Raw genomic sequence first — 22,586 nt, forward strand, 5'->3', positions numbered from 1 at the left:
TGTCGCGAAGCCACCCTCTCCCACAAGGGAGAGAGTGCACTACCGCTGCGGCGCGAGCATTCTACGCCTTCGTCAGCCTGTATTGTCCCAGATCCGGATCATGCGTCATGCGCCAGTAATCCACGAAGCGCCATGGCATCGCCGAGAACACGCGACCGCTGGAATTGCGGTAGTAGGTGCTCATGCCCTTGTGGGTCCAGATCATCGCCTCATGCTCGGCGTCGACCTTGCGGACGTAGTCGTCGAGCACGTCCGGACGGACGTCGACGGCGGCGACGTCGTGCTCGATCATATCGGCGAGGCAGGCCGAGATGTAGCGGCTCTGGCATTCCGACTGGAAGATGACGCTGCCGCCATGCGCGGGACCGGAGTTCGGCCCAAGCATGCAGAAGAAGTTCGGAAAGCCCGGCACGGTGAGGCCGAGATACGCGGTCGGATTGTCGTTTGCCCAGGCTTCGCGCAAGTTCCTGCCGTCGCGGCCGCTGATGTTGAGGCGCGCGGCCATTTCCGTGACCTTGAAGCCGGTGGCAACCACGATGATGTCGGCGGGCCGGTGCTTGCCATCGGCGGTGACGACGCCGCTCTCGTCGAAACGATCGATCGCATCGGTGACCAGTTCGACATTTGGCCGGGTCAACGTCCTGTACCAGTTGTTGTCGAGCAGTATGCGCTTGCCGTAGGGCGGATAGGTCGGCACGCATTTTTCGATCAGATCGGGCCGGTCCATCAACTCGGAGAGGATGAAATCGGTGAGTTCCTGGCGGTGCCGGTCATTGCCCTTGTTGACGGCGCGCTCGGGATGCGGCCAGGCGGGGTCCTTGCGCAGGAAAGGCAACAGGCCGTCGCCGTAGCGCCAGAACATATTGAAGCGATACCACTGCACATAGAACGGCAGGTGCGCCAGCAGCCAGCGCGCGCCCTCGCTGATCGGATCGGAATAGCCCTTCACCGGCCGCGCCCATTGCGCGCTGCGCTGATAGACCGTGACGGAGGCGACACGGCCGGCGATCGACGGCACCAGCTGCATCGAGGTCGCGCCGGTGCCGATCACCGCGACATGCTTGCCGTCAAGCTCGATGTCGTCCGACCACAGCGCCGAATGCAGCATCGTTCCCTTGAAACTGTCCTCGCCCTTGAACTGTGCGCGGGAGGGATCGTTGAGCTGGCCGATGGCCGACACCAGCGCGGTGGACTCGAAAATCTCTTCGCCGTCCTTCGTTTTCAGCGTCGAGATCCAGCGCCGCTTGCCTTCGTCCCAGCGCGATGAGGTTAGCTCGGTGTTGACGCGCAGATGCTTGCGGATGCCGTATTCGTCGGCGACCTTCTTGAGATAGCCGAGCAACTCCTCGCGCTGGCAGAAGTAGCGTGTCCATGCGTTGCCGGAGCCGAACGAGTAGGAATAGGAATGGTTCGGCGTGTCGACACCGCAGCCGGGATAGCGGTTGATCCACCAGGTGCCGCCGAGTTCGTCATTCTTCTCGACGATAGTATAGGGAATGCCGAGATGGCCGAGCGCGACGCCGAGCGCGATGGCGCAGACGCCGGCGCCGACGATGAGCACATGCTGGTCCGCGAGCTTTTCGTCCGACGGACGCTTGGTCCAGCGCGCCTGCCGCGCCACAAAGCCCATCTCCTCGCGCATCAGCGGGGCGTATTCAGGCGCGACGTTCTCGCCGAGGCAGGCGCGCATCATCTTCAGCAGCAGCTCTTCGCCGGGATCGGCGATGACAGGCTTCGGCGTACCATTGGCAAATAGCTTGACGACCGCGGCGCGGATCTCGTCCTGAATGTCCCGGGGCACGCCGGCCTCAGGATCTGGGATGAGGCGGATGTCGCGCTTGGGCAAGTAGGGCGGCGCGAGCCATTTCTCGTCGCCGGTCATGTGCACCAGCACCATCAGGAGACAGCGGATGTCGCCTTCGGCGATAGCTGAGGTGAGGTCGAGCGGCTGTTGTGGAGATGCGATATTCATGGCGTGTCCTGATCTCCGGAGGCAGTGAAGAGGCCGCGCGTCATCAGCTTGCGATAGGCGGAGATGACGTGGTCGGGCACGGCGGTGACGACGCCTTCCGAATAGGAGTAGCGCCGGCTGAGATAGCCGCGCGAGCCCATCAGCATGTGGACGATCGCCTCGAATTCTTCGTCGTCGTAATCCTCGATCGCGCCGGCAAGGCGAGCCCGACGCAGGATGCGGACATAAGCAGTCGCGATGTTGTCGAGATGTTTCTGGTAGCCGATCGGCGCAAAGAACTCGGCTTCGTTGAGGATGCGGAGGAATTCCGGGACCTCGCGGATGAAGTCGAAGAAGGCGGCGAAGCGCTCGATCTCCTGCCGAGCCGCGTGCGCGGTGCCGGTGCGGGCGCGGATGAACTCGACCATGTCGAGGCCGATTTTGGGTAGCAGCTGGTCGAGCAACTCCTGCCGGTTCTCGAAATGATTGTAGAAAGTGCCTTGCGCCACGCCGGCCTGCTCCGTGATGCGCGCGACCGAGGCTTCGGCATATCCATGCTTGCCGACCACCTTGGTGGCAGCCTCGAAGATCTTCTGCTTGGTCCAGGCGTTGCGCTCGATACGGTTGAGCTTTGTGACCTTCGCGGTGGCTGGTCCTTGATTCATGCCACGGTCTCCAGTTCGGCGCGCAGCACGCGCTTGAGAATTTTTCCGGATGGGTTACGCGGGAGGCTGTCGCGAAGGATCAGCTCTTTCGGCACCTTGAAGCTTGCGAGGCGCGCCCGGCAATGCTCGGTGAGAGCAGGGAGCTCCAGCGCGGCGCCTTCCGCCAAGACAATGATGGCAACCGGCCGCTCGCCCCAGCGTGCGTCGCGCAGGCCGATCACCGCGACTTCGCGCACCTCGGGCAATTCATAGATGACGCGCTCGACCTCGGAGGAGGCGATGTTCTCGCCGCCGGAGATGATCATGTCCTTCTTGCGGTCGGTCAGGTACAGGAACCCTTCCTCGTCGAGATAGCCGATATCACCGCTGCGAAACCAGTCGCCGAAGAAGGTCGATGCCGTCTTCTGCGGGTCGTTCCAGTAGCCGCGCGTGATCTTCGGTCCGCGCAGGCAGATCTCGCCGTTGACGTTGGGCGGCAGCGTCTTGCCGTCCTCGTCGCGGATCTGGATCTCGACGTGGGCGATGGCGCGCCCGGTCGAGCCGATCTTCTCGATCTCGCGGCCCGCGTCCATGAAGGTGTCACCGCCCACGGTTTCGGTGAGGCCATAGGCATCGATATAGCGCGCGTTTCGGAAATAGTCGGAGAAGGCGCGGATGCGCATCTCCGGCGTCTTCTCGCCGCCGCCGACCGCCCATTGCAGGCTGGAGACGTCGTAGCGGTCGCGCGTCGGGCAGGTCAGCATCGCCGTGGTCATCACAGGGGCAAACCAGGCTGCGTTGAGCTTGTCCTCGGCGATGGCAGAAAGCGCCGTCTCCGGTTCGAAATTGCGCTCGATGCGAATGAACCCGCCATGCCAGAGCACGGCGATGCCGGGCAGATCGAGCGCGCCGACGTGATAGAGCGGACCGACCACGAGCAGCCGCGTGTCGGCACCGAGGCCGAGCGCGATCGTTTGATCCGCGGACTTCCAGTAGAAATTGTCGTAGGTGAGCATCACGCCCTTGGGGCGGTCCGTCGTGCCCGAGGTGTACATCAGCCGCATCAGGTCGGATGGCGCGCGGACATGCATGGGCGCGGCCGGCGTGTCGCCCGCCAGATGCGTGACGCTCTGCTGCGCAGTCTCGTCGAGCACGACAATCCTTGCGCCCACCGCGTTCGCGGCGAGTTCTTCATCGGCGATCAACAGCCGCGCGCCGGCATTGCCGGCGATGTAGCCGACCTCGTCGCGGGACAAGCGAAAGTTGATCGGCAGGAACACCGCGCCGAGATGGCTGGTCGCGAAGACGAGCTCGAGGAACGCCGCGCTGTTCTTCATCAGCACCGCGACGACGTCGCCGTCGCGGATGCCCTGCGCGGCGAGCCAGCCGGCGGCCTGGCGGACGCGCGCATCGAAGACCGCGTAGGAAATCTCTTCGCCGCGATATTTCAGCGCAGGCCGCTCCGGCGTGCGCCGGGCATGAAAGGCGATGAAGCTCGACAGGTTGATCATTGCGCGTGTTTTGAGCCGTTTGGCGGCTTCATTCCACCTTCGATGAATTCTGACTCGTAATTCATCTTTGGCTTGACGTCACCCCCTATGCTCTGAAATTCTTGGGAACACGGAGACGGACGATCTCCGGCAGGGATCAGGAAACGCCGACCCGAAAGAGGGAGGGAAAAATGACGAGAACCCGCACGCCGGGCATTAGCCGCCGTTCAACACTGGCGCTGATGGGCGCCGGTGCGATGACGTTCGCCGCGCCGTGGGTGGCGCGTGCGCAAGCCAAGACCATCAAGATCGGCATGCCGACGATTCTGTCCGGCCGGGTCGCGCAGCTCGGTACGTCCTCGCGCAATGCGGTGATGCTCGAAGTCGAGAAGGTCAACGCCGCGGGCGGTCTCGCCGGCCGGCAGATCGAGATGGTGATCCGCGACTCCAAGGGCCAGCCGCAGGAAGCCGCCCGCGTCGCGCGCGAACTCGTCAACGCCGACGGCTGCGAGCTGCTGATCGACGCCGAAGCCTCCTCCGGTGCTTTCGCTGTACATGAGGTCGCACGCGATCTCGGCGTGTTCTGCATCCACACCAATTCGGAGACCTCGGCGCTGACCGCCGATCCCAAGCAGCGCATCCCCAACGCGTTCCGTACCGCGCGGCAGGGCGTGCACGACTCCATCGTCGGCGGCAGCTATGCCGCCGCGATCGCAAAGGCGAAGGGTTTGAAGAAATGGGCGACCTGTTCGCCCGACTACGCCTATGGCCGCGACACCACCGGCGAGTTCACGCTGTACCTGAAGCGCTTTGCACCCGACGTGGAAATCATCAGCGAGTCCTGGCCCAAGCTATTCCAGCCGGATTACACCGAGGTGGTGACGAAGATCTTGCAGGCCAAGCCGCAAGCCCTGTACTCCTGCCTGTGGGGCGGCGATCTCACCTCCTATATCGATCAGGCCAACATCTATGCGATGTTTGGCCAGATGGAGGTATTCGCGGTCAATATGGCCGACTACACCGCTCTCACCGTGGTGAAGAACCTTCCCAAGGGCATCCACTCCGGCAACCGCTACATCAAGACCTTCCCGGCAACGCCGGAGAATGCCGCCTGGGGCGATGCCTACAAGGCGAAGTATAACGAGTATCCGACCAACTGGTCGTGGGAGAACGCCACCGCGATCATGCTGATCGCGGAAGCCGCCAAGAAGGCAAACTCGGCCGACGGCAAGAAGATCGCGGAGGTGCTGAAGGGCCTCACCATCAAGTGCCCGTTCGGCGCCGACGGCACCGTGACGATGCGCGGCGACGATCACACGCTGGTCGGCTACGCCATCGGCTGGGGCACGACGATCCCGCAAGAGCCCTATGTCCCAGAGATCAAGGCCGGCGACTGGAAGACCATCTTCGAGCTCGAGGCCGAGTGGAAGAAGAGCAAGGGTTACACCTGACCGCGTGGATGGCGGAGGCGGACGACCGTCTCCGCCGGCTTCGTCTGGCTTCTCGCGCCGCATCGGGCGCTGCAATGAAAGTTCTCCCGTGGATCTCGACGCGCTCGCCGGTTGCCTCTCCAGCTCCGCCTGTCTGGTGACGCAGACCACCAGCGGCCTCATCATCGGCATGCTTCTGTTCCTGGTCGCGGTTGGGCTGACGCTGATCTTCGGCGTGCTCAAGGTGGTCAATTTCAGCCACGGCGCCTTCTACATGTTCGGCGCCTATTTCGCCATGACGGCCTATCAGTTCACCGGGAGCTTCTTGCTCGCGATGCTGGCGGGCGCGGCCGGCACCGCCGTTCTCGGCCTGATCTTCGAACGCGTCTTCATGAGCCGCGTCTATGGCGCTGACGTCTTGATGCAGGTCCTCGTCTGCTACGCCTTCGTGCTGATCTTCGACGATGTCGTGCGCATGATCTGGGGGCCGGAATTCAAGTCGATGGGCATGCCGTCGGCGTTCCAAGTGATGCCGCTGTTCATCGCCGGCGGTGTGGTGCCGCCTTATTATCTGCTGCTGATCGGCGTTGCGCTCGTCACGGCGATGGTGCTCGGCATCGGGCTGTCGCGGAGCCGGATCGGCAAGGTGATCCGCGCAGCCGCGCACAATCCCGGCATGGTCTCGGCGCTCGGCATCAATACCGGCCTGATCTATGGCGGCGTGTTTGCGCTCGGCGGCATGCTGGCAGGCCTCGCCGGCGCGCTGGCAGCCCCGGTGCGGTCGTTGACGCCGGGCATGGGATTCTCGGTGCTGATCGAGTCCTTCATCGTCACCGTGATCGGGGGCATGGGATCGATCCTGGGCGCCTTGATCGGCGCGCTGCTGCTTGGTCTGATCAGGTCATTTGGCTCACAGGGCTTTCCTCTGTTCGTTGAAGGGCTGATGTATCTGTTCATGGTAATCGTGCTGGTCTCCAAGCCTACCGGCCTGTTCGGCAAGGAGGCGGCATGACCGAACTGGAGGCGGGGCGGGCCGAGCGGTTGGCGCCGTTGCGCGGCAGCGTCGCGCTGCAACGTTATCGCGACGTGCTGATCGCGCTGATCGCCTTCGCGGTGCTGGCGAGCCTGCCGCTGTTCACGGGCAGCAAGGCGTTGCTCGATTTCGTCATCCGCTGCTCGGCCTACGGCCTGTTCGCGACCTCGCTGAATCTGCTGGTCGGCTACACCGGCCTGACCTCGTTCGGCCATGGCATGTTCTTCGGCCTTGGCGCCTACAGCTTCGGCCTGATCATGCAGAAGCTCGCCGTGCCCATTCCGGTCGCCTTCGTCGCGACGCTGGCGATCACGGCGGTGATCGCCGCGATCATCGGCGCGATCTGCGTGCGGCTGAAGGAGATCTATTTCGCCTTCGTCACGCTCGCCTTCCAGATGCTGATCCATTCGACCATCCTGTCATGGGCGTCCTTCACCGGCGGCGATCAGGGCCTGCGCGGCGGCATTCCGCGGCCCGCCTTCTTCGGCATCGATCTCTCCAACCACGTCCATCTCTATGTCACGAGCTGCGCGCTTCTGATCCTCGGCCTGCTCGCGATGCGGCAGATCGCGCAATCACCGTTCGGCTACACCTTACGCATGATCCGCGACAATGCGGCGCGGGCGAGCTTCCTCGGCATCAATGTCTGGCGCGCCAAGCTCACCGTGTTCGTGCTGGCGGCGCTGTTCGCGTCCATGGGCGGCATGGTAATGGCGCTGTTCGTATCCGGCGCCTATCCTGAATTCGCCTACTGGACGATCTCGGGTGAGGGCATTTTCATCAACATGCTCGGCGGCGTCTCGACCTTCCTCGGCCCGATGGTCGGCACCGTTCTGCTCTTGCTGCTCAACGACACCGTGACGCGGTTCACCGAGTATCACGGCATCGTTCTCGGTGTGGTCATCCTGTTCTTCGCGCTGGGTCTGCGCAAGGGCCTGCTCGATTTCGTCGCCGAATGGTTTTCGCGCCGTCGCGATGCGGGCGAGGGGCGTTAGCGATGCTGGAAATCCGCAACCTCGCAAAGTCCTTTGGCGGCGTGAAGGCGGCCAACGACGTCTCGCTCGACTTCCCCGACGGCTCGCTGACCGCGGTCATCGGCCCGAACGGCGCGGGCAAGAGCACGTTATTCAACCTGATCACGGGCGCCTTGAAGCCGGATTCCGGACAGGTGCTGCTCGACGGCGTTGATCTCGCCGGCCGCTCGCCGCCTGAGATCGTGCGCCACGGCATCGGCCGCGCCTTCCAGGTCGCCAGCATCTTCAAATCGCTGACGGTGCAGGAGACTATGCTCGCCGCCGTCAGCGCCGACCAGCGCACCTCGGCGGTCTTGCACAAGCGCTTTCCCTTGCCGGAGACGCGCGACCGCGCCGAGCATGTGATGGAGCTCCTGGGCCTTGCGAGCAAGCGCCATCGTACCGCCGCGACGCTGTCGCATGGCGACCAGAAGCTGCTCGACATCGCGCTGGCGCTGGTGATCGAGCCAAAGGTCCTGCTGCTGGACGAGCCGACCGCCGGCATGGGCCCGGAGGAACGATGGCGCATGATCGACAAGGTGCGCGAACTCTGGGAGACGCAAAAGATCACCGTCGTCTTCATCGAGCACGACATGGACATCGTGTTCAAGATTGCGCCCAAAATCGTCGTGCTGTGCTACGGCCGCATCCTGGCCACCGGTACGCCCGACGAGATCCGCAACAATAGCGCCGTGGTCGACGCCTATCTCGGCACCGAACATGCGGGAGCGGCCGCATGACCGCCGCTGTCATCGAGGTTGCCGATCTCGACGTCTACTACGGAACCAGTCAGATCCTGTTCGGCGTCGGCCTCTCGGTGCGGCAGGGCGAGACCATGGCGCTGCTCGGCCGCAACGGTGCGGGCAAGTCGACGACGATGAAGGCGATCATGGGGCTGGCGCCGCCGCGCCGGGGCAGAGTGAGCCTGCGCGGGGCGGTGATCTCCGGCCAGAAGCCGCATGCCATCGCGCGCGCCGGCCTCGGCTTCGTGCCGGAGGATCGCCAGATCTTTCCGGAGCACAGTGTCGAAGACAATCTCGTCATCGGGAAGAAGAAGGGACCGGAAGGCCAGGACGAATGGCCGATCAAGCGCATCTATGAGGTCTTTCCGCTTCTCGAGCCATTGCGCGATCGGATCGCAGGACGCCTCTCCGGCGGCGAGCAGCAGATGTTGGCGATCGCGCGCACGCTGATGGGGAACCCGGCGCTGCTGCTGCTGGACGAGCCGAGCGAGGGACTCGCGCCGATCATCGTGCAGCGGATCGGCGAGCTGTTGCGGCAGCTACGAAGCATCGGATCGACCGTGCTGATCGCGGAGCAGAACATGCATTTCTGCCTGGGGCTAGCGAGCCACGCCACGGTCATCGACAAGGGTCAGATCGTCTATGCCGCCGGGATAGACGAGCTGAAGGCCAACGAGGCGATCCGGCGGCGCTATCTGGCCCTGTAGCCGCCGCCGGCGTCCCAAATAGCCCGAAAGAAGAAAACTATTGTCTCGGAGGGACCCGCCGGAAGGACTTTCCCCTCAGGGGGGCAAAAACGCCAATCGCTTCCATTGCCGTTTGGGTGGGAAACGACGACATTCCCATCAGAATTTGATGGATTAGGCTGCAGTCATGGAACGCACTGGATTTGAGCCCTTCGGCGAGCAGCTGGTGTCCGCAACGGACGTCCAGCCGAAATCGCGCGGGTCGAAGCTCCTGCTGCGGGCCGGCGCCACGCTGTTCTGGTCACTGGTCGCGGGCATCGTGCTCGCACGTGCGGCCTTCTTCGAGCCGGGCATCTATGACGGCTTCAGCCGCGTGGCCTCGCTGGCCAAGAGCCTGATCTTCTAAGGTTCACCCGGGATTTATTCCGGGCTGAGGAGACGACTTCCCTCGGCCCTGATATGCCGAAAACTTATTCCCCAATCACACGTCGCTGCGTATAAATCCTTCTCCTCTGGGAGAGATTTGTGTCGCAGAATCAAGCATCGAGCCCGGCCGATTCCAAGCCGACCGCCTTTAGCCGCGTCGTCGCGCTGATTCCCGGAATTCTCCTCTGCATTGCCGTGGCCGGTGTCTCGGCCCTGCTGGAGCGGGCGGAACTGAGCGCTTTCGAGCATCCCTACGTCGAGGCGCTGGTGATGGCGATCCTGCTCGGCATGGTGCTCCGCAGTTTCTGGAAACCGGCGCCACGCTGGCAGGCCGGAATCGCCTTCAGCGCCAAGCAGCTCCTCGAAGTCGCCGTCATGCTGCTGGGGGCCTCGATCAGCTTCGCCGCCATCGCGGCGTCGGGCATCGCGCTGCTGGCCTCGATCGCCGCGGTCGTCATGATCACGCTCTGCGTCACTTTCGGCCTCAGCCGTGTGCTGGGCCTGTCGACGCGGCTGTCGATCCTGATCGCCTGCGGCAACTCGATCTGCGGCAATTCCGCAATCGCCGCCGTGGCGCCGATCATCGGCGCCAACAACGACGAGATTGCATCCTCGATCTCGTTCACCGCAATCCTCGGCGTGATGATGGTGCTCGGCCTGCCGCTGCTGATTCCGCTGTTGCAATTGTCCGCCACGCAATACGGCATTCTCGCAGGCCTGACCGTCTACGCGGTGCCGCAGGTGTTGGCCGCGACGGTCCCGGCGGGCCTCGTCTCGACGCAGATCGGAACGCTGGTCAAGCTGATGCGCGTCCTGATGCTCGGGCCGGTGGTCGTCGGCCTGTCTCTCCTCGCCTCGCGCTGGCAGAGCGACGCCAAGAAGACCAATGTCGGATTCTTCCGCCTGGTGCCCTGGTTCATCCTCGGCTTCCTTGCGCTTGCGACTCTGCGGTCGCTGGAGATCGTGCCGGCCACGGTGGTCGGACCGGTGACGAAGATCACGGGTTTTCTCACGGTGGTGTCGATGGCCGCGCTCGGCCTCGGCGTCGACGTGCGCGTGCTCGCCAATGTCGGGGGCAGGGTGACGGCGGCAGTCACGCTGTCACTGCTGCTGCTGCTGGGGATCAGCATCGCGCTGGTGCAGTGGTTCAAGTGAGGCGGAGGCGGTGCTTGCCCTCCTGGCTTGTGGGGGCAGATGACGAGGCTTTGCTCCGGCGTTGATTGTCGGAGCGTCTCGCACGTGGTCTGTGGACTATTCTCGAGAGAGTCGCAGCGCGTTCACTAACGCAGACAGCGCAGCAGGCTGATTCCGGCGACTTGGATAGTACATGAAGAAGCCGGGCATTGGCGGCAACCAGTCATCCAGGACACGGATGAGCTGCCGCTTCGCAATGTATCCCGCGACCTGCTCTTCATAGGCGAGACCGAGGCCAACTCCATCGAGCGCCGCCTGAATCACCAAGTGAGTATCGTCTACGACGAGCGGGCCGTTCACGCCGATCGTGACCGCCTGTCGTCCGCGTTCGAACTCCCATCGATATGGACCGCCCGGAAGACGCAGGGTTATGCATCGATGATCGGTCAGATCTTTTGGTTTTTGCGGGATGGATCGTGAGGCGAAATAACGGGGCGATCCCACGACCGTCAATCGCAATTCCGGGCTGACACGCACGGCGATCATATCCTTCTGAATGTATTCGCCGAGCTGAATACCGGCATCGAACTCGCCTGCAACGAGGTCTACAAGGCCGGTGACGGTGACGACGTCGAGAACGATGTCAGGGTAATTTTCGGCGAATTCCGCGAGCCGCGGCAACAAGACCATCACGGCGGCAGAGCGAGACGTCACAATTCGAAGGCGCCCGGCGGGCCGGTGTCGAAGGCTTCGGGCTCTATCGAGAGCGTGAGCGATTTGCTCGAGCGCAGGAGACAAGTCGTCCAAGAGAGCTGCCCCAGCAGCGGTTGGTGCGACGCTCTTCGTCGTCCGAGCGAGAAGCTGCAGCGCGAGCCGTTCTTCAAGTCCCCGGATTGTGTGGCTCAGGGCAGACTGAGACACACCCAGCTTTGCCGCAGCCCGCGTAAAACTCCGTTCACGGGCGACCAGTGCAAACGTAGCGAGTTCGTTCAGTTCGTTTCTCATGATTGATGAATATCACTCATGACCTCATCCAGTACAATCCATATAGTCTCATAAGCCGTCTTATCCTAGATTTGGCAGGCAACGAGACGCGACGGTGGCCTTATGATCGTGACACCTCACAGCGATAATGTCCTCTGCGTCACTTCGGGAGAATGGCGAATCTGGTCGCTCTCGGACGGCTATATCGAGATGCCGGCAGACCTTTTGCGAGACCCGCAGAATAGACCCGTATCGCAAGCTACGCAGGGAGGAGCGCTTCGTCTGTCGGTCAATTGCTTCGCTCTCGCAGGTCCTGGCGCTGAGGGCATTCTCATCGACAGCGGAGGAGGGGGCTGGGCATCGACGGTGGGGCGCCTCGAGCAGACCCTGGTCGAGGCCGGGATCGACCCGGCTTCGATCACGCGTTTGGCCCTCACTCACGCCCATCAGGATCATGTGCACGGGCTTTTGACGCCCGACGGCAGAGTGCTCTTTCCGAAGCTGAAGGCGATCATGATTGCCGAGGGCGCTGTGGAGAGCTTTCTCGCCGAAACGCACCTAGCGCGTTTCCGGCCCTTGCTGAAGCCTGTTCGGAATGGCGAGCAAGTGGCCGTGCGATTACGGGCGGTTTCCCTTCCCGGTCATGCTCCCGGTCACATCGGCTACGCGCTCGACACGGACGAGGGCCGTGTCCTGTTCTTCGGTGACGTCGTTCATGTGCCCGCCTTGCAGTTTGGCAATCCCGCCTTCAGCTGGGGCTATGACGACGATCAGCCGACCGCACGCGCAACCCGCCTGAAGGTTCTCCATGACGCAGCCCGGGCGGGGACATGGATCGCCGGCGCGCATCTCGGCCGGCCAGGCATCGGTCGCGTGGTACGTAACGGCGAAGCGTACCGTTATGAGCCGGCACAAGGTTAAACCGGCACGCGATTTCTACCACGAGGTCGGAACGAAGGCGCGTGCGCCGGCCGATCGCTAGATGACATCCGCCAGTGAATGGCCGTTCAGCTCGATGCTCAGCCCCTGCATGCCCATGTCGGTGATCTCGCCGCCCATGGCCTTCAGGCTTTCCTCGCGGATCAGCGACATCAGCCCGCGGCGGAGCGCCAGGAATTCCGACGACATCATCATCGATTGCTGCCGCGGCCGTTCAAGGGGAATCGGGATCTCCGCCTTGATCGAGCCGGGACGAGCGGTCATGCAGTAGACCCGGTCGGACAGGAAGATCGCTTCGTCGATATCGTGGGTGACGAACAGCACCGAGATCTTCAGCCGCTGCCACATGTTAGTGAGGATCTGCTGCATTATGACGCGCGTCTGCGCATCGAGTGCGCCGAAGGGTTCGTCCAGCAGCAGCACCTTGGGCCCTGTCGCCAGCGCCCGGACGATGCCGACGCGCTGCTTCATGCCGCCGGAGAGCCTTTCCGGATAATGCTTCTCGAACGCTTCGAGCCCTGCAAGCCCCAGCAGGGTGCGTGCCGCCCGTTCACGCTGGGAACGGGGCATGCCGCGCATCTTCAGACCAAACTCGACATTCTCCCGCACCGTTTTCCAGGGGAACAGCGAATATTGCTGGAACACCATGCCGCGTTCGGCGCTGGGGCCGTTCACGCGCTCGCCGTCGACAGTGACGATTCCCGTGGTCGGCTTGAGGAAGCCGGCGACCGCATTGAGCAGCGTCGACTTTCCACAGCCGGAGGGGCCGACGATCGAGACGAATTCGCCGGGCTTCACGTGGATCTGCGTGTCGGTCACGGCCTGCACCGCTCCCTCGATGGTCTCGTAGGCGAGGGAGAAGTTCTTGACCTCGATATGGCCTTTCGGGCTGCTCGCAATCATCTCGCTCATGTCGATCTCCACGGCATCACCAATTGTCCCGCGCCTCTGATCAGCAGGCTCGATCCGAGGCCGAGCACGCCGATCGCGATCATGCCGAGCGCGATGTCGGCATACTGGACCAGCGAATAGGCCTCCCAGGTGAAATAGCCGATGCCGTACTGCCCGGAGATCATTTCGGCGGCGATCAGCGACACCCAGGCGACCCCCATCCCGACGGTGAGACCGGTAAAGATGTGCGGCAGCGACGCCGGAAAATACACCTCGCGGAAGATCGAGCGTTCCCGCGCGCCGAGACATTGCGCGGCGCGCACCAGCACGGGATCGACCAGCGACATGCCGTGCAGCGTGTTGACAAGGATCGGGAAGAACGAACCGAGGAAGGTGATGTAGACGATGCTCTGCTCGTTGGTGGGCCACAGCATGATCGCCATCGGCACCCAGGCGATCGCGGGAATCGGTCGCAGCACCTCGGCAACCGGGAAGATCACCTCATGCACAAGCTTGAAGCGGCCCATGATCAGGCCGAGCGGCACGGCCACGATCGCCGCGAGCGAAAAGCCGATGAAGATGCGGCGGCAGCTCAATGCGATATGCAGCAGGAATTTCGGGTCGTATACAGCCTTGATGAAGCTCTGATAGACCGCGAGCGGCGAGGGCACGTTGGTGAAGCGCACGAAGAACACGACGCGGTAGGTCGTGAGCAGGTGCCAGACCAGCAGGAACGCGAGCAGCGAGATCACGCCGATCGCAGTCGCGCGCAGTCCGGACCGGTTGAGCCTGTACCATCGCAGGGCGAGCGTGCCGAAGGTGCGCGATGCTGCAGGCGGCGGGACGGCGGGCGCGGAGCCCGCCTCGATAAAGGTCGTTGCCGGCATGCTATCCTTGGGATGTCTGAGGAGGGCGGGACTGCTCACGTCTTGCCTCCGCCCACCGCCACCTTCACGGCGTCCTCGAAGCCAAGCACCTTGCCGCTGATCTTGGCGGCATGGGCTTCGGCATCCTTCTTCAGCAGGAAGGGTGCCACGTCGCCATTGCCCACTGCGTAGAAGGCCTGGTCGGCGAACAGCTTGATGCCGCGTGTCGTATCGAAAACGTAAGCGACGTTGATCTTCTTGCCCTTGGCCTTGTAGTCGGCATAGGCGCCAAGCGTGCAGTTGGCTGACGCGAAGGGCATGATGCCGGCATCATCCACCCAGACTTCGCCAGCCTTGCGCGGATCCGCAATCGGCTTCTTGCAGAAGCTGTCTTCACCGGCGATCTCGTAGTTCTTCGTACTGGCGAGCTGTGTGTCATAGTCGAGCTTCATCTCGGCGTAGGCCTTGCGGATGAAACTATCGTCGACCCACTTCTTCGGATCAAATTCCTTCATGCGACCGAGGTTCTGCAGCACCTTGACGTCGACTGCGGCGGCATCGATCAGCGCTGGCTTAATCGTCGGATCGGTGGTCATGTTGCCGCTCGGACCGAGGAAGATGTAGACGACCTCCTTGCTGATGCCGGTCCACTCCTGGATCTTTTCAGCGGCTCGCTTGGGATCGTCGCGCAGCCATTGGTTGGCGGCGATCACCGCCTTGAAATAGGCGACGACGACTTCCGGGTATTTCTCGGCAAAATCGGTGCGGACCACGATGCCATGGAATGTCGGCAGGTTGGTCTCGACGCCGTCGAAGATCTTTCGTGCGAAGCCGCGGAAGGGCAGCAGCTCGGCGAAGGGAACGAAGTCGGCATGCGCGTCGATCTTCTTTTCCTGGAGATTGGTCGAGCCGACTTCAGGGCTCTGGCTGACGAGCTGGAAGAAGTCCGCGGGATAGCCACGGTCCTGCATCGCCTTCAGGACCATGCCGTGCGCGGCGGAGCCGAAGGGCACGCTGACCAGCTTGCCTTTGAGGTCGGCGAGATCGTAGTAGGGCGAATCCTTGTGAACGACGAGGCCATTGCCGGAGCCTTCGAGGCTGTAGGCGGCGATGCCCATCAGCCGGCTCTTGCTTTCCGGATTGCTCTCGAAGGTGAACCCGTTCACGATCAGCGGATAATCGCCCATCATGCCGATCTGGAGCTTGTTCGCCATCATCGCATTGGTGACAGGCGGACCCGAGGTGAAGTTCTGCCACTCAAGCTGAAACTTGATGTTGGCGTATTTGCCGTCTTTGGGCAGGTACTTTTCGAGAAGGTTCAGCTGGCGGATCACAACGCCGGCGGTCACCGTGTTGGTCGTGGTGTCCTGCGTTCCGATGCCGAGCGTCACGGTTTCCGCCGAGGCTGACTGCGCAATCAGAAGCGTCAGCGACGTCACCGACATCGCGATCGAGAGCGTGGAAAGATGGCGGACCATTCTCATCCTCATTCGGTTGGATGTGCTGTGGTTGCCATGATTGGGTGAGGGCTCAGACAGGGCAAATCCGGAATGATGACCGCAGTCGATTAGTTGCCGGGAAAAGCTGATTGCATACTCCTTGGGCAGTCCTGCATTATAAAGCCGCTTGCCTGTGCACCGGGCCTGGTCCCAAAATCCTTCAGTCAGATGCGTGTCCACGCATCTCCTCCAGCACGTCGGTCCGGCAGACCACGATCTGCGAGCGCTTGGTCAGCACGATTCCCTTCTCTTGCATGCGCTTCAGGCTGATCGTGACCCATTGGCGCGTCGCCCCGACCATGTGGGCGATGTCCGCATGGGTGAAGGCTGCGGCGATCACGCGGCCGTCCGCGTCCTCGACGCCATAGAGCTCGACGAGATGCAGCAAGAGGTGCGCAAGGCGCTGCGTGATCGAGCGCGTTCCCAGCATCTGGGCCAGCGCCGAATAGCATTTGCCCTTGAACGTGAGGCCTTCGATTAGGCCGATCGCAAGATTGGGGATCTCGGTGGCAAGGGACCGCAGCTCCTTTCCGGGCAGATGCACCACGCTGCAATTGCTGGATGCGACGCCGGACCATTGATGCACGGTGCCCTCGAATACCTCGGGTCCGCCGACGAAATTGCCGACATGCCAATAGGCCAGCGTGATCTCGCGCCCGAGCGGGGATGTGTAGAACACCCGGATCCGGCCGCTCTCGACCAACCAGATGCCGTCATGCTTGCCGCCCTGACTGAACAGGGTCTGGCCGCGGTTGAGCACCTTGCGCCGCCCCTGTTTCAGCACCAGCTCCCGTTCCCGCGGCGAAAGCTTGTCCATCAACGGCGGCGGTCCGCCGATCCATTGCTGGTTCTCGGTGAGGAGCAGCGAGGAGCTGCCGGTAGGCCGGACTGCCGGGGGAATGGGCCCGCGAACCACATTGGCGGCCTGCAACATCATCTGCCTCCGGAACGTTCAAATCGTTCTAAAGAGGAGCAATGTCCGTGCCAGATGGGGCGCCAACTTCCGGCGTCATTCCGGGATTCGCAAGGCGCACAGGCCCGGAATCCATAATTGCGAGTGGGGGTTATGGATTCCGGGCTCGCCCTTCGGGCGCCCCGGAATGACGAGACCGGTTATGGGTCAATGCCCTGCCAGGCTCAGCAAATACGGCTTCGGATAGATCCCTCGGTTATGCCCGTCCGAGAACGCGATGTTCAACCCGTAGCCGAGATCGCCGATTTCGGTGATGGCGATGCCCGGAAATGCTTCCGGGAAGCGGCCGTCGAAGCGCGCGCGGGTGCAATGGGCGCATTTGCAGGAAAGGCGAAGCGTTTCTGCGGGGACGCTCAGTGCATCGTCCTGCGTCGTGCGGACGAGGAGCGAAGCGAGATCGGCGCTTGCTTCATAATCGGCCACGGTGGGTGCCACCAGTCTCATGGTCATGACGAACCTCCGGCTGATTTCTACGTCGGCGCGGGACAGCATGGATAGCAACTAATTGCCGGCATGGATGCGTGGGGATGGCGGTCAATTGCCCTCTCTTCGATCACCGCGGCAAAATGTGAAACTAATCGACCGCGAATCTCACTTCCGAATTGCCGGACTCTCCTCTTGCCGCGACCTTGGTGTCATCGAGAAGGAGAGACCATGAGCGCATTTCAGAAGGAGACGGTTCTGTCGGTCCGGCACTGGACCGAATCCCTGTTCAGCTTCACTGCCACCCGTGATCCCGGCTTTCGTTTCCAGAATGGCCAGTTCGCGATGATCGGGCTCGAGGTCGAAGGCAAGCCCTTGATGCGGGCCTACAGCATGGCCAGCGCCAATCACGAGGAGGCACTCGAGTTCTTCTCGATCAAGGTGCAGGACGGGCCGCTGACCTCGCGCCTGCAGAAGATCAAGGAAGGCGACATCATCCTGGTCGGCCGCAAGGCGACGGGGACGCTGATCACCGGCAATCTCATTCCGGGTAAACGCCTGTTGCTGCTTTCGACTGGCACCGGCCTTGCGCCCTTCGCCAGCCTGATCAAGGATCCCGATGTCTACGAGAATTACGAGACCATCGTGCTCGCCCATGGCTGCCGCCACGTTTCGGAACTGGCCTATGGCGAGCACGTCGTCGATGGCCTGCGCAACCACGAATTCTTCGGGCCGCTGATCCGCGACAAGCTCGTCTATTACCCGACCGTCACCCGGGAGCCGTTCAGGAATCGCGGCCGCATCACCGATCTGATCGCTTCCAATCAGATGTTTGACGATATCGGCCTATCCGGCCTCGATATCGAGACCGATCGCATCATGCTCTGCGGCAGCCCGGCGATGCTGGAGGAACTGCCCGCGATGTTCTCCGCACGCGGCTTTATCGAGGGCAACCACAGCCAGCCCGGTCATTTCGTGGTCGAAAAGGCCTTCGTCGAGCGCTGAGGCGCAAATCGCACCCCGGCGACAACTAATTGCTATCGCCGGGAGGGCCCTCTGAACAAATCTGATGCAAAGGCGCCGGACGTCCGGCGAACCAGGAGCAAGCGATGGCACTAGATCAGATCGTCGACGGACTTTCGGAGGTTTCCTGCGATGTGCTGGTGATCGGCGGCGGCACGGCCGGGCCGATGGCGGCACTGAAGGCGAAGCTGAAGAATCCGAAAGCCAATGTCGTTCTGCTCGAAAAGGCCAACGTCAAGCGCTCCGGCGCGATCTCGATGGGGATGGACGGGCTCAACAATGCCGTCATCCCCGGTTATGCCACGCCGGAGCAGTACACCAAGGAAATCACCATCGCCAACGACGGCATCGTCGACCAGAAGGCAGTCTATAAATACGCGCAGAACTGCTACAGCATTATCGAGGAGCTCGACAGTTTCGGCATCCGCTTCCTGAAGAACGAGAACGGCGATTACGCCGTCAAGAAGGTGCACCACATCGGCACCTACGTGCTGCCGATGCCGAACGGCGAGACTGTGAAGAAGGCGCTGTATCGCCAGCTCCGCCGCGCCCGCATCCTGATCTCCAACCGCTACATGGCGACGCGGCTGCTCAAATCCGCCGACGGTCGCATCGCCGGCGCGGTGAGCGTCAATACCCGCACCGCCGAGATGCTGGTGATCAAGGCCAAGGCCGTGATCCTGTGCATGGGCGCCGCCGGCCGCCTGGGTCTGCCGACCTCCGGCTACATGTTCGGCACCTACGAGAACGCCGCCAATTCCGGGGATGGATATGCGATGGCGTATCACGCCGGCGCCGCGCTCGCGAACCTCGAATGCTTCCAGATCAATCCGCTGATCAAGGACTACAACGGCCCGGCCTGCGCCTATGTCGCCGGTCCGTTCGGCGCCTTCACAGCCAACAACGAAGGTTCGCGCTTCATCGAATGCGACTATTGGTCGGGTCAGATGATGCTCGAATTCTACAACGAGCTCCTGTCCGGCAAGGGGCCGGTATTCCTCCAGCTCAAGCATCTCCATCCAGAGACCATTTCGGAGATCGAATCCACCTTGCACAAGGTGGAGCGGCCGACGCGCGGGCTGTTCCAGCAGGGGCGGGGCGTCGACTATCGCAGCGAATCGATCGAGATGCACATCTCCGAAATCGGCTTCTGCTCTGGCCACAGCGCCTCGGGCGTGTTCGTCGACGACAATGCGCGCACCACCGTGCCGGGCCTCTATGCCGCCGGCGACATGGCGAGCGTGCCCCACAACTACATGCTCGGCGCCTTCACGAACGGCTCGGTCGCAGGCATCGACGCGATGGAATTCGCCGACAGCCACGACTTCGCGGAGTTCGATGCAGCCGACGTCGCGATGGAGCGCGACCGCGTGATGGCGCCGACGAAGCGCGAGGACGGCATTCCGCCGAACCAGATCGAGTACAAGACCCGCCGCCTGGTCAACGACTATCTCCAGCCGCCGAAGGTCACGCGCAAGTACGAGCTCGGCATGCGCCGCCTGGCCGAGGCGCGGGAGGACATGCAGGAGCGCATGATTGCGCGCAACGCGCATGAGCTGCTCCGCGCGCTCGAGGTGCAGTCGATCATGGACTGCGCCGACATGGCGGCGCATGCCTCGCTATATCGGGAGGAGAGCCGCTGGGGCCTCTACCATTGGCGCACGGATTTCCCCGAGAAGGACAACGAGAACTGGTTCTGTCACACGCTGCTGAGCAAGCGGGACGGCAAGATGACCAGCGAAAAGCGTGCGGTCGAGCCTTATGTCGTCCCGATCGCCGACGACGAGAAGGACCTCTACGACAAGCAGCGCATCCGCGCCACCGCCTGACCCCATCGCGAACAACAGGAGACAACGATGCCCCTCGCGTCCTTTCAGACATCGGTTCCGGTGGTCGTCGACGACGCCAAGTGCATTGCGGACAAGGGCTGCACCGTCTGTGTCGACGTCTGCCCGCTCGACGTTCTGCGTATCAGCGACATGACCAACAAGGCCTACATGGCTTATGACGAGTGCTGGTACTGCATGCCGTGCGAAGCCGATTGCCCGACCGGCGCCGTCACCGTCAACATTCCATACCTGTTGAGGTGACCATGTCCAGTCCGTTCGAATCCTACGACGATCTCGAAGACGCCGACGAGCGGCTTCAGGCTGCCGATCCCGCCGAGCGCCGCGTCGCCATCATCGCGCTCGGCCATTCCGGCGATCCCGCTGCGGTTGCGCATCTCGCCAACATGGTGGCCGACCCCGATGCGGGCGTGCGCCAGCAGGTCGCAATGGCGCTCGGTGAGTTCGACGGGCCGGAAGCTGCGGGCGCGCTCGTGAAGCTGCTGGTCGATCCCGAAAGAATCGTTGCGACGGCCGCGGCCGACAGCATGGCCGAGTTCAAGGACCCGGCTTGCGCCGATGTCATCCTGCCGCTGGTCAAGCATGGCCACGCCTTCGTTCGCATGGGCGCGTTGCGGGCACTCAAGGAGCTGCGCCGCAAGGACACGCTGAAGCCCGCGCTGGAGGCGCTGCAGGATTCCGATGCGGCCGTGCGCGCGCAGGCGATCGGCGTGATCGGCTTCCTGAAGCTGGAAGAATCGATCCCCGCGCTGACGGCGCTGATCAACGATCCTGACGCTCATGTGCGCCGCGCCGCCGTGAGCGCGCTTGCGTTCTCGCAGTTGAAGTCTGCTGCGGAGACGATCACGCGCGCGCTGAAGGATTCGGATTGGATGGTCCGCGAGATGGCCGCGGAGACGCTGGGCCTCAACGTGAACGGAGCCATCGCGGCGGATCAGCTCGTCGCCTGCCTCGCGGACGAGTTCTGGCAGGTGCGGCTGAAGTCGATCCGCAGCCTCGGCAAGATGAAGGTCGAGCGCGCGGTGCGGCCGATCGGCGCGTGCGTCACCCACGACCAGGCAAACTTGCGCAAAGAGGCCGCCGCCGCGCTCGGCGAGATCGCACATGCCGACGGCGAGGCATTTCTGGCCGTGATCGCCGACGACCCAGACCCTGAGGTCCGCAAGAACGCTCGGTGGGCGCTGCAGCAGATTGCGGCGCGGAAGGCGCGGGCAGGGGCCTAGCCGCCGCCCTTGACCGTGCTCTGGACATCCGGAGCCAGACGTTTATTGGTCTTCGCCAAAGTGATCGGCCGCCGTTGACGCGGCCGGTCCGAAAAGCAGCGAGGACGCCGGCCATGACCACATTGACTGTTCAGGATCTTCTCCCTGAGGATGGCACGAGGGGAACGCTGGTCGGCCGCGTCTGGCTGCCGCAGGTAAGTGGGCCCGCCGTCGTCGCCGTGCGCAAGGATGGGGTCTTCGACGTCACCGCAAGATTTCCGACCATCAGCGCCCTCTGCGAAGAGGACAATCCGGCCAAAGCGCTTGCCGGGATCAATGGCGAGCGCATCGGCGATCTCGAAGCGATCGTCGCCAACACGGCGCCCGATGGGCGCGATCCGAAAAAGCCGTGGCTGCTGGCGCCGGTCGATCTCCAGACGCTGAAGGCCGCGGGTGTCACCTTCGCCATTTCCATGCTGGAGCGCGTGATCGAGGAGCGGGCAAAAGGCAACCCTGCTTCGGCCGAGGCGATCCGGAAAGAGGTGACGCGGCTGATCGGCGACGATCTGTCCAAGCTCAAGCCGGGCTCGGACCAGGCGATGCATCTGAAGCAGGTGCTGATCGACCAGAACGCCTGGAGTCAATATCTCGAGGTCGGCATCGGCCCGGATGCCGAGGTCTTCACCAAGGCGCCGACCTTATCTTCGGTCGGCACCGGCATGGATGCCGGCCTGCATCCGAAATCGACCTGGAACAATCCCGAGCCGGAGCTCGTGTTGTTCGTGTCGAGCCGCGGCAAGATCGTCGGCGGCGCGCTCGGCAATGATGTCAATTTGCGCGACTTCGAGGGCCGCTCGGCGCTGCTGCTGTCGAAGGCCAAGGACAACAACGCGTCCTGCTCGATCGGCCCGCTGCTGCGCCTGTTCGACGACACCTTCACGCTCGACGACGCGCGCAAGCTGGACATCGGCCTGAACGTGCAGGGCACAGATGGGTTCGTCCTCGACGGCCATTCCTCCATCAGCAAGATCAGCCGCGATCCGACCGATCTCGTGGCGCAGACCATTGGCAAGATCCACCAATATCCCGACGGGTTCGTTCTTTTCCTCGGCACCATGTTCGCCCCCGTGAAGGATCGCGACGCGCCAGGGCAGGGCTTCACCCACAAGCGCGACGACATCGTCACGATCTCAGCGCCGCAGCTCGGCAAGCTCGTCAACCGCATGCGCACCAGCGACGAGTGCGAGCCCTGGACCTTCGGCATCGGCGCGCTGATGAAGAACCTGGCGCAGCGGAAGCTGATCTAGCTCTTCGCCTCTCCCGCTTGCGGGGAGGGGCCGACATGCGAAGCGGCGCGGGTGAGGGGACTCTCCGTGCGTCCATCCGGTG

22 protein-coding genes are annotated in these 22,586 nt (G+C 63.0%); 13 read left to right on the plus strand and 9 right to left on the minus strand.

Features of this window, described 5'->3' with window-relative positions:
• Nucleotides 1-61: 61 nt before the first annotated feature.
• Genes ACFDR6_RS22050 through ACFDR6_RS22060 form a run of 3 tightly spaced genes read right to left on the minus strand, consistent with a single transcriptional unit; the run spans nucleotide 62 to nucleotide 4,106 of the window.
• Nucleotides 62-1,972 carry a flavin-containing monooxygenase gene (locus tag ACFDR6_RS22050; protein ID WP_375859473.1) on the minus strand — a complete coding sequence of 637 codons (1,911 nt, stop codon included), beginning with the start codon at nucleotides 1,970-1,972 and terminating at the stop codon, nucleotides 62-64.
• Complete coding sequence (locus ACFDR6_RS22055; protein ID WP_317240291.1) at nucleotides 1,969-2,616, minus strand: TetR/AcrR family transcriptional regulator; 648 nt, start codon at nucleotides 2,614-2,616, stop codon at nucleotides 1,969-1,971. The genes ACFDR6_RS22050 and ACFDR6_RS22055 overlap by 4 nt, the downstream gene beginning before the upstream one ends.
• Nucleotides 2,613-4,106, minus strand: a complete 1,494-nt coding sequence (locus ACFDR6_RS22060; RefSeq protein ID WP_317240290.1) for an AMP-binding protein — start codon at nucleotides 4,104-4,106, stop codon at nucleotides 2,613-2,615. Before ACFDR6_RS22060 ends, ACFDR6_RS22055 begins: the two co-directional genes overlap by 4 nt.
• A gap of 170 nt (nucleotides 4,107-4,276) precedes the next feature.
• Between ACFDR6_RS22060 and ACFDR6_RS22065 the strand changes: the two genes are divergently transcribed.
• The 7 genes from ACFDR6_RS22065 to ACFDR6_RS22095 all read left to right on the plus strand — a co-directional run bounded on the left by ACFDR6_RS22065 (nucleotide 4,277) and on the right by ACFDR6_RS22095 (nucleotide 10,571).
• Nucleotides 4,277-5,536, plus strand: a complete 1,260-nt coding sequence (locus ACFDR6_RS22065) for an ABC transporter substrate-binding protein (RefSeq protein ID WP_212092376.1) — start codon at nucleotides 4,277-4,279, stop codon at nucleotides 5,534-5,536.
• Nucleotides 5,537-5,624: 88 nt separating this feature from the next.
• A complete protein-coding gene (locus ACFDR6_RS22070; protein WP_317240289.1) occupies nucleotides 5,625-6,527 on the plus strand; it encodes a branched-chain amino acid ABC transporter permease in 903 nt (300 codons plus the stop codon).
• Nucleotides 6,524-7,543 carry a branched-chain amino acid ABC transporter permease gene (locus tag ACFDR6_RS22075; protein WP_375859474.1) on the plus strand — a complete coding sequence of 340 codons (1,020 nt, stop codon included), beginning with the start codon at nucleotides 6,524-6,526 and terminating at the stop codon, nucleotides 7,541-7,543. Before ACFDR6_RS22070 ends, ACFDR6_RS22075 begins: the two co-directional genes overlap by 4 nt.
• A 2-nt stretch (nucleotides 7,544-7,545) precedes the next feature.
• The gene (locus ACFDR6_RS22080; protein ID WP_375859475.1) at nucleotides 7,546-8,301 is read left to right on the plus strand and encodes an ABC transporter ATP-binding protein; all 756 of its coding nucleotides are present in this window, start codon (nucleotides 7,546-7,548) and stop codon (nucleotides 8,299-8,301) included.
• Nucleotides 8,298-9,011, plus strand: coding sequence for an ABC transporter ATP-binding protein (locus ACFDR6_RS22085; protein WP_212092380.1), 714 nt, complete (start codon nucleotides 8,298-8,300; stop codon nucleotides 9,009-9,011). The genes ACFDR6_RS22080 and ACFDR6_RS22085 overlap by 4 nt, the downstream gene beginning before the upstream one ends.
• 166 nt (nucleotides 9,012-9,177) lie before the next feature.
• Nucleotides 9,178-9,396 carry a hypothetical protein gene (locus ACFDR6_RS22090; protein ID WP_212092381.1) on the plus strand — a complete coding sequence of 73 codons (219 nt, stop codon included), beginning with the start codon at nucleotides 9,178-9,180 and terminating at the stop codon, nucleotides 9,394-9,396.
• A 119-nt stretch (nucleotides 9,397-9,515) separates the two neighbouring features.
• The gene (locus ACFDR6_RS22095) at nucleotides 9,516-10,571 is read left to right on the plus strand and encodes a YeiH family protein (RefSeq protein ID WP_375859476.1); all 1,056 of its coding nucleotides are present in this window, start codon (nucleotides 9,516-9,518) and stop codon (nucleotides 10,569-10,571) included.
• Nucleotides 10,572-10,667: 96 nt separating this feature from the next.
• On the opposite strand, the gene ACFDR6_RS22100 is transcribed toward ACFDR6_RS22095, so the two are convergent.
• Nucleotides 10,668-11,555: a LysR family transcriptional regulator gene (locus tag ACFDR6_RS22100; RefSeq protein WP_375859477.1), complete on the minus strand. Its 888-nt coding sequence runs from the start codon at nucleotides 11,553-11,555 to the stop codon at nucleotides 10,668-10,670.
• A 102-nt stretch (nucleotides 11,556-11,657) separates the two neighbouring features.
• On the opposite strand from ACFDR6_RS22100, the gene ACFDR6_RS22105 reads away from it, so the two are divergent.
• Nucleotides 11,658-12,455 carry an MBL fold metallo-hydrolase gene (locus ACFDR6_RS22105; protein WP_375859478.1) on the plus strand — a complete coding sequence of 266 codons (798 nt, stop codon included), beginning with the start codon at nucleotides 11,658-11,660 and terminating at the stop codon, nucleotides 12,453-12,455.
• Nucleotides 12,456-12,512: 57 nt separating this feature from the next.
• Here ACFDR6_RS22105 and ACFDR6_RS22110 read toward each other — a convergent pair whose 3' ends face one another.
• The 5 genes from ACFDR6_RS22110 to ACFDR6_RS22130 form a co-directional block, all read right to left on the minus strand.
• Nucleotides 12,513-13,385, minus strand: a complete 873-nt coding sequence (locus tag ACFDR6_RS22110; RefSeq protein WP_212092384.1) for an ABC transporter ATP-binding protein — start codon at nucleotides 13,383-13,385, stop codon at nucleotides 12,513-12,515.
• The gene (locus ACFDR6_RS22115; protein ID WP_375859479.1) at nucleotides 13,382-14,290 is read right to left on the minus strand and encodes an ABC transporter permease; all 909 of its coding nucleotides are present in this window, start codon (nucleotides 14,288-14,290) and stop codon (nucleotides 13,382-13,384) included. The genes ACFDR6_RS22110 and ACFDR6_RS22115 overlap by 4 nt, the downstream gene beginning before the upstream one ends.
• Nucleotides 14,287-15,708 (minus strand): ABC transporter substrate-binding protein, encoded by a 1,422-nt coding sequence (locus ACFDR6_RS22120; protein WP_212092386.1) that lies wholly within the window; start codon nucleotides 15,706-15,708, stop codon nucleotides 14,287-14,289. Before ACFDR6_RS22120 ends, ACFDR6_RS22115 begins: the two co-directional genes overlap by 4 nt.
• Before the next feature lie 181 nt (nucleotides 15,709-15,889).
• Complete coding sequence (locus tag ACFDR6_RS22125) at nucleotides 15,890-16,666, minus strand: Crp/Fnr family transcriptional regulator (RefSeq protein WP_212092387.1); 777 nt, start codon at nucleotides 16,664-16,666, stop codon at nucleotides 15,890-15,892.
• A gap of 183 nt (nucleotides 16,667-16,849) precedes the next feature.
• Entirely contained in the window at nucleotides 16,850-17,146 is a 297-nt protein-coding gene (locus ACFDR6_RS22130) for a gamma-butyrobetaine hydroxylase-like domain-containing protein (protein ID WP_212092496.1), read from the minus strand.
• A gap of 210 nt (nucleotides 17,147-17,356) precedes the next feature.
• Between ACFDR6_RS22130 and ACFDR6_RS22135 the strand changes: the two genes are divergently transcribed.
• The 5 genes from ACFDR6_RS22135 to ACFDR6_RS22155 all read left to right on the plus strand — a co-directional run bounded on the left by ACFDR6_RS22135 (nucleotide 17,357) and on the right by ACFDR6_RS22155 (nucleotide 22,504).
• Complete coding sequence (locus ACFDR6_RS22135) at nucleotides 17,357-18,130, plus strand: ferredoxin--NADP reductase (RefSeq protein WP_212092388.1); 774 nt, start codon at nucleotides 17,357-17,359, stop codon at nucleotides 18,128-18,130.
• Between the two features lie 104 nt (nucleotides 18,131-18,234).
• Nucleotides 18,235-19,977, plus strand: coding sequence for a fumarate reductase/succinate dehydrogenase flavoprotein subunit (locus ACFDR6_RS22140; protein WP_375859480.1), 1,743 nt, complete (start codon nucleotides 18,235-18,237; stop codon nucleotides 19,975-19,977).
• Nucleotides 19,978-20,004: 27 nt separating this feature from the next.
• A complete protein-coding gene (locus ACFDR6_RS22145; protein ID WP_212092390.1) occupies nucleotides 20,005-20,238 on the plus strand; it encodes a 4Fe-4S dicluster domain-containing protein in 234 nt (77 codons plus the stop codon).
• A gap of 2 nt (nucleotides 20,239-20,240) precedes the next feature.
• Nucleotides 20,241-21,218, plus strand: coding sequence for a HEAT repeat domain-containing protein (locus ACFDR6_RS22150; RefSeq protein WP_212092391.1), 978 nt, complete (start codon nucleotides 20,241-20,243; stop codon nucleotides 21,216-21,218).
• A 113-nt stretch (nucleotides 21,219-21,331) separates the two neighbouring features.
• Entirely contained in the window at nucleotides 21,332-22,504 is a 1,173-nt protein-coding gene (locus ACFDR6_RS22155) for a fumarylacetoacetate hydrolase family protein (protein WP_375859481.1), read from the plus strand.
• Nucleotides 22,505-22,586 lie beyond the last annotated feature (82 nt).

The sequence above is a fragment of the Bradyrhizobium tunisiense genome, from assembly GCF_042263385.1.
Lineage (GTDB): Bacteria > Pseudomonadota > Alphaproteobacteria > Rhizobiales > Xanthobacteraceae > Bradyrhizobium > Bradyrhizobium tunisiense.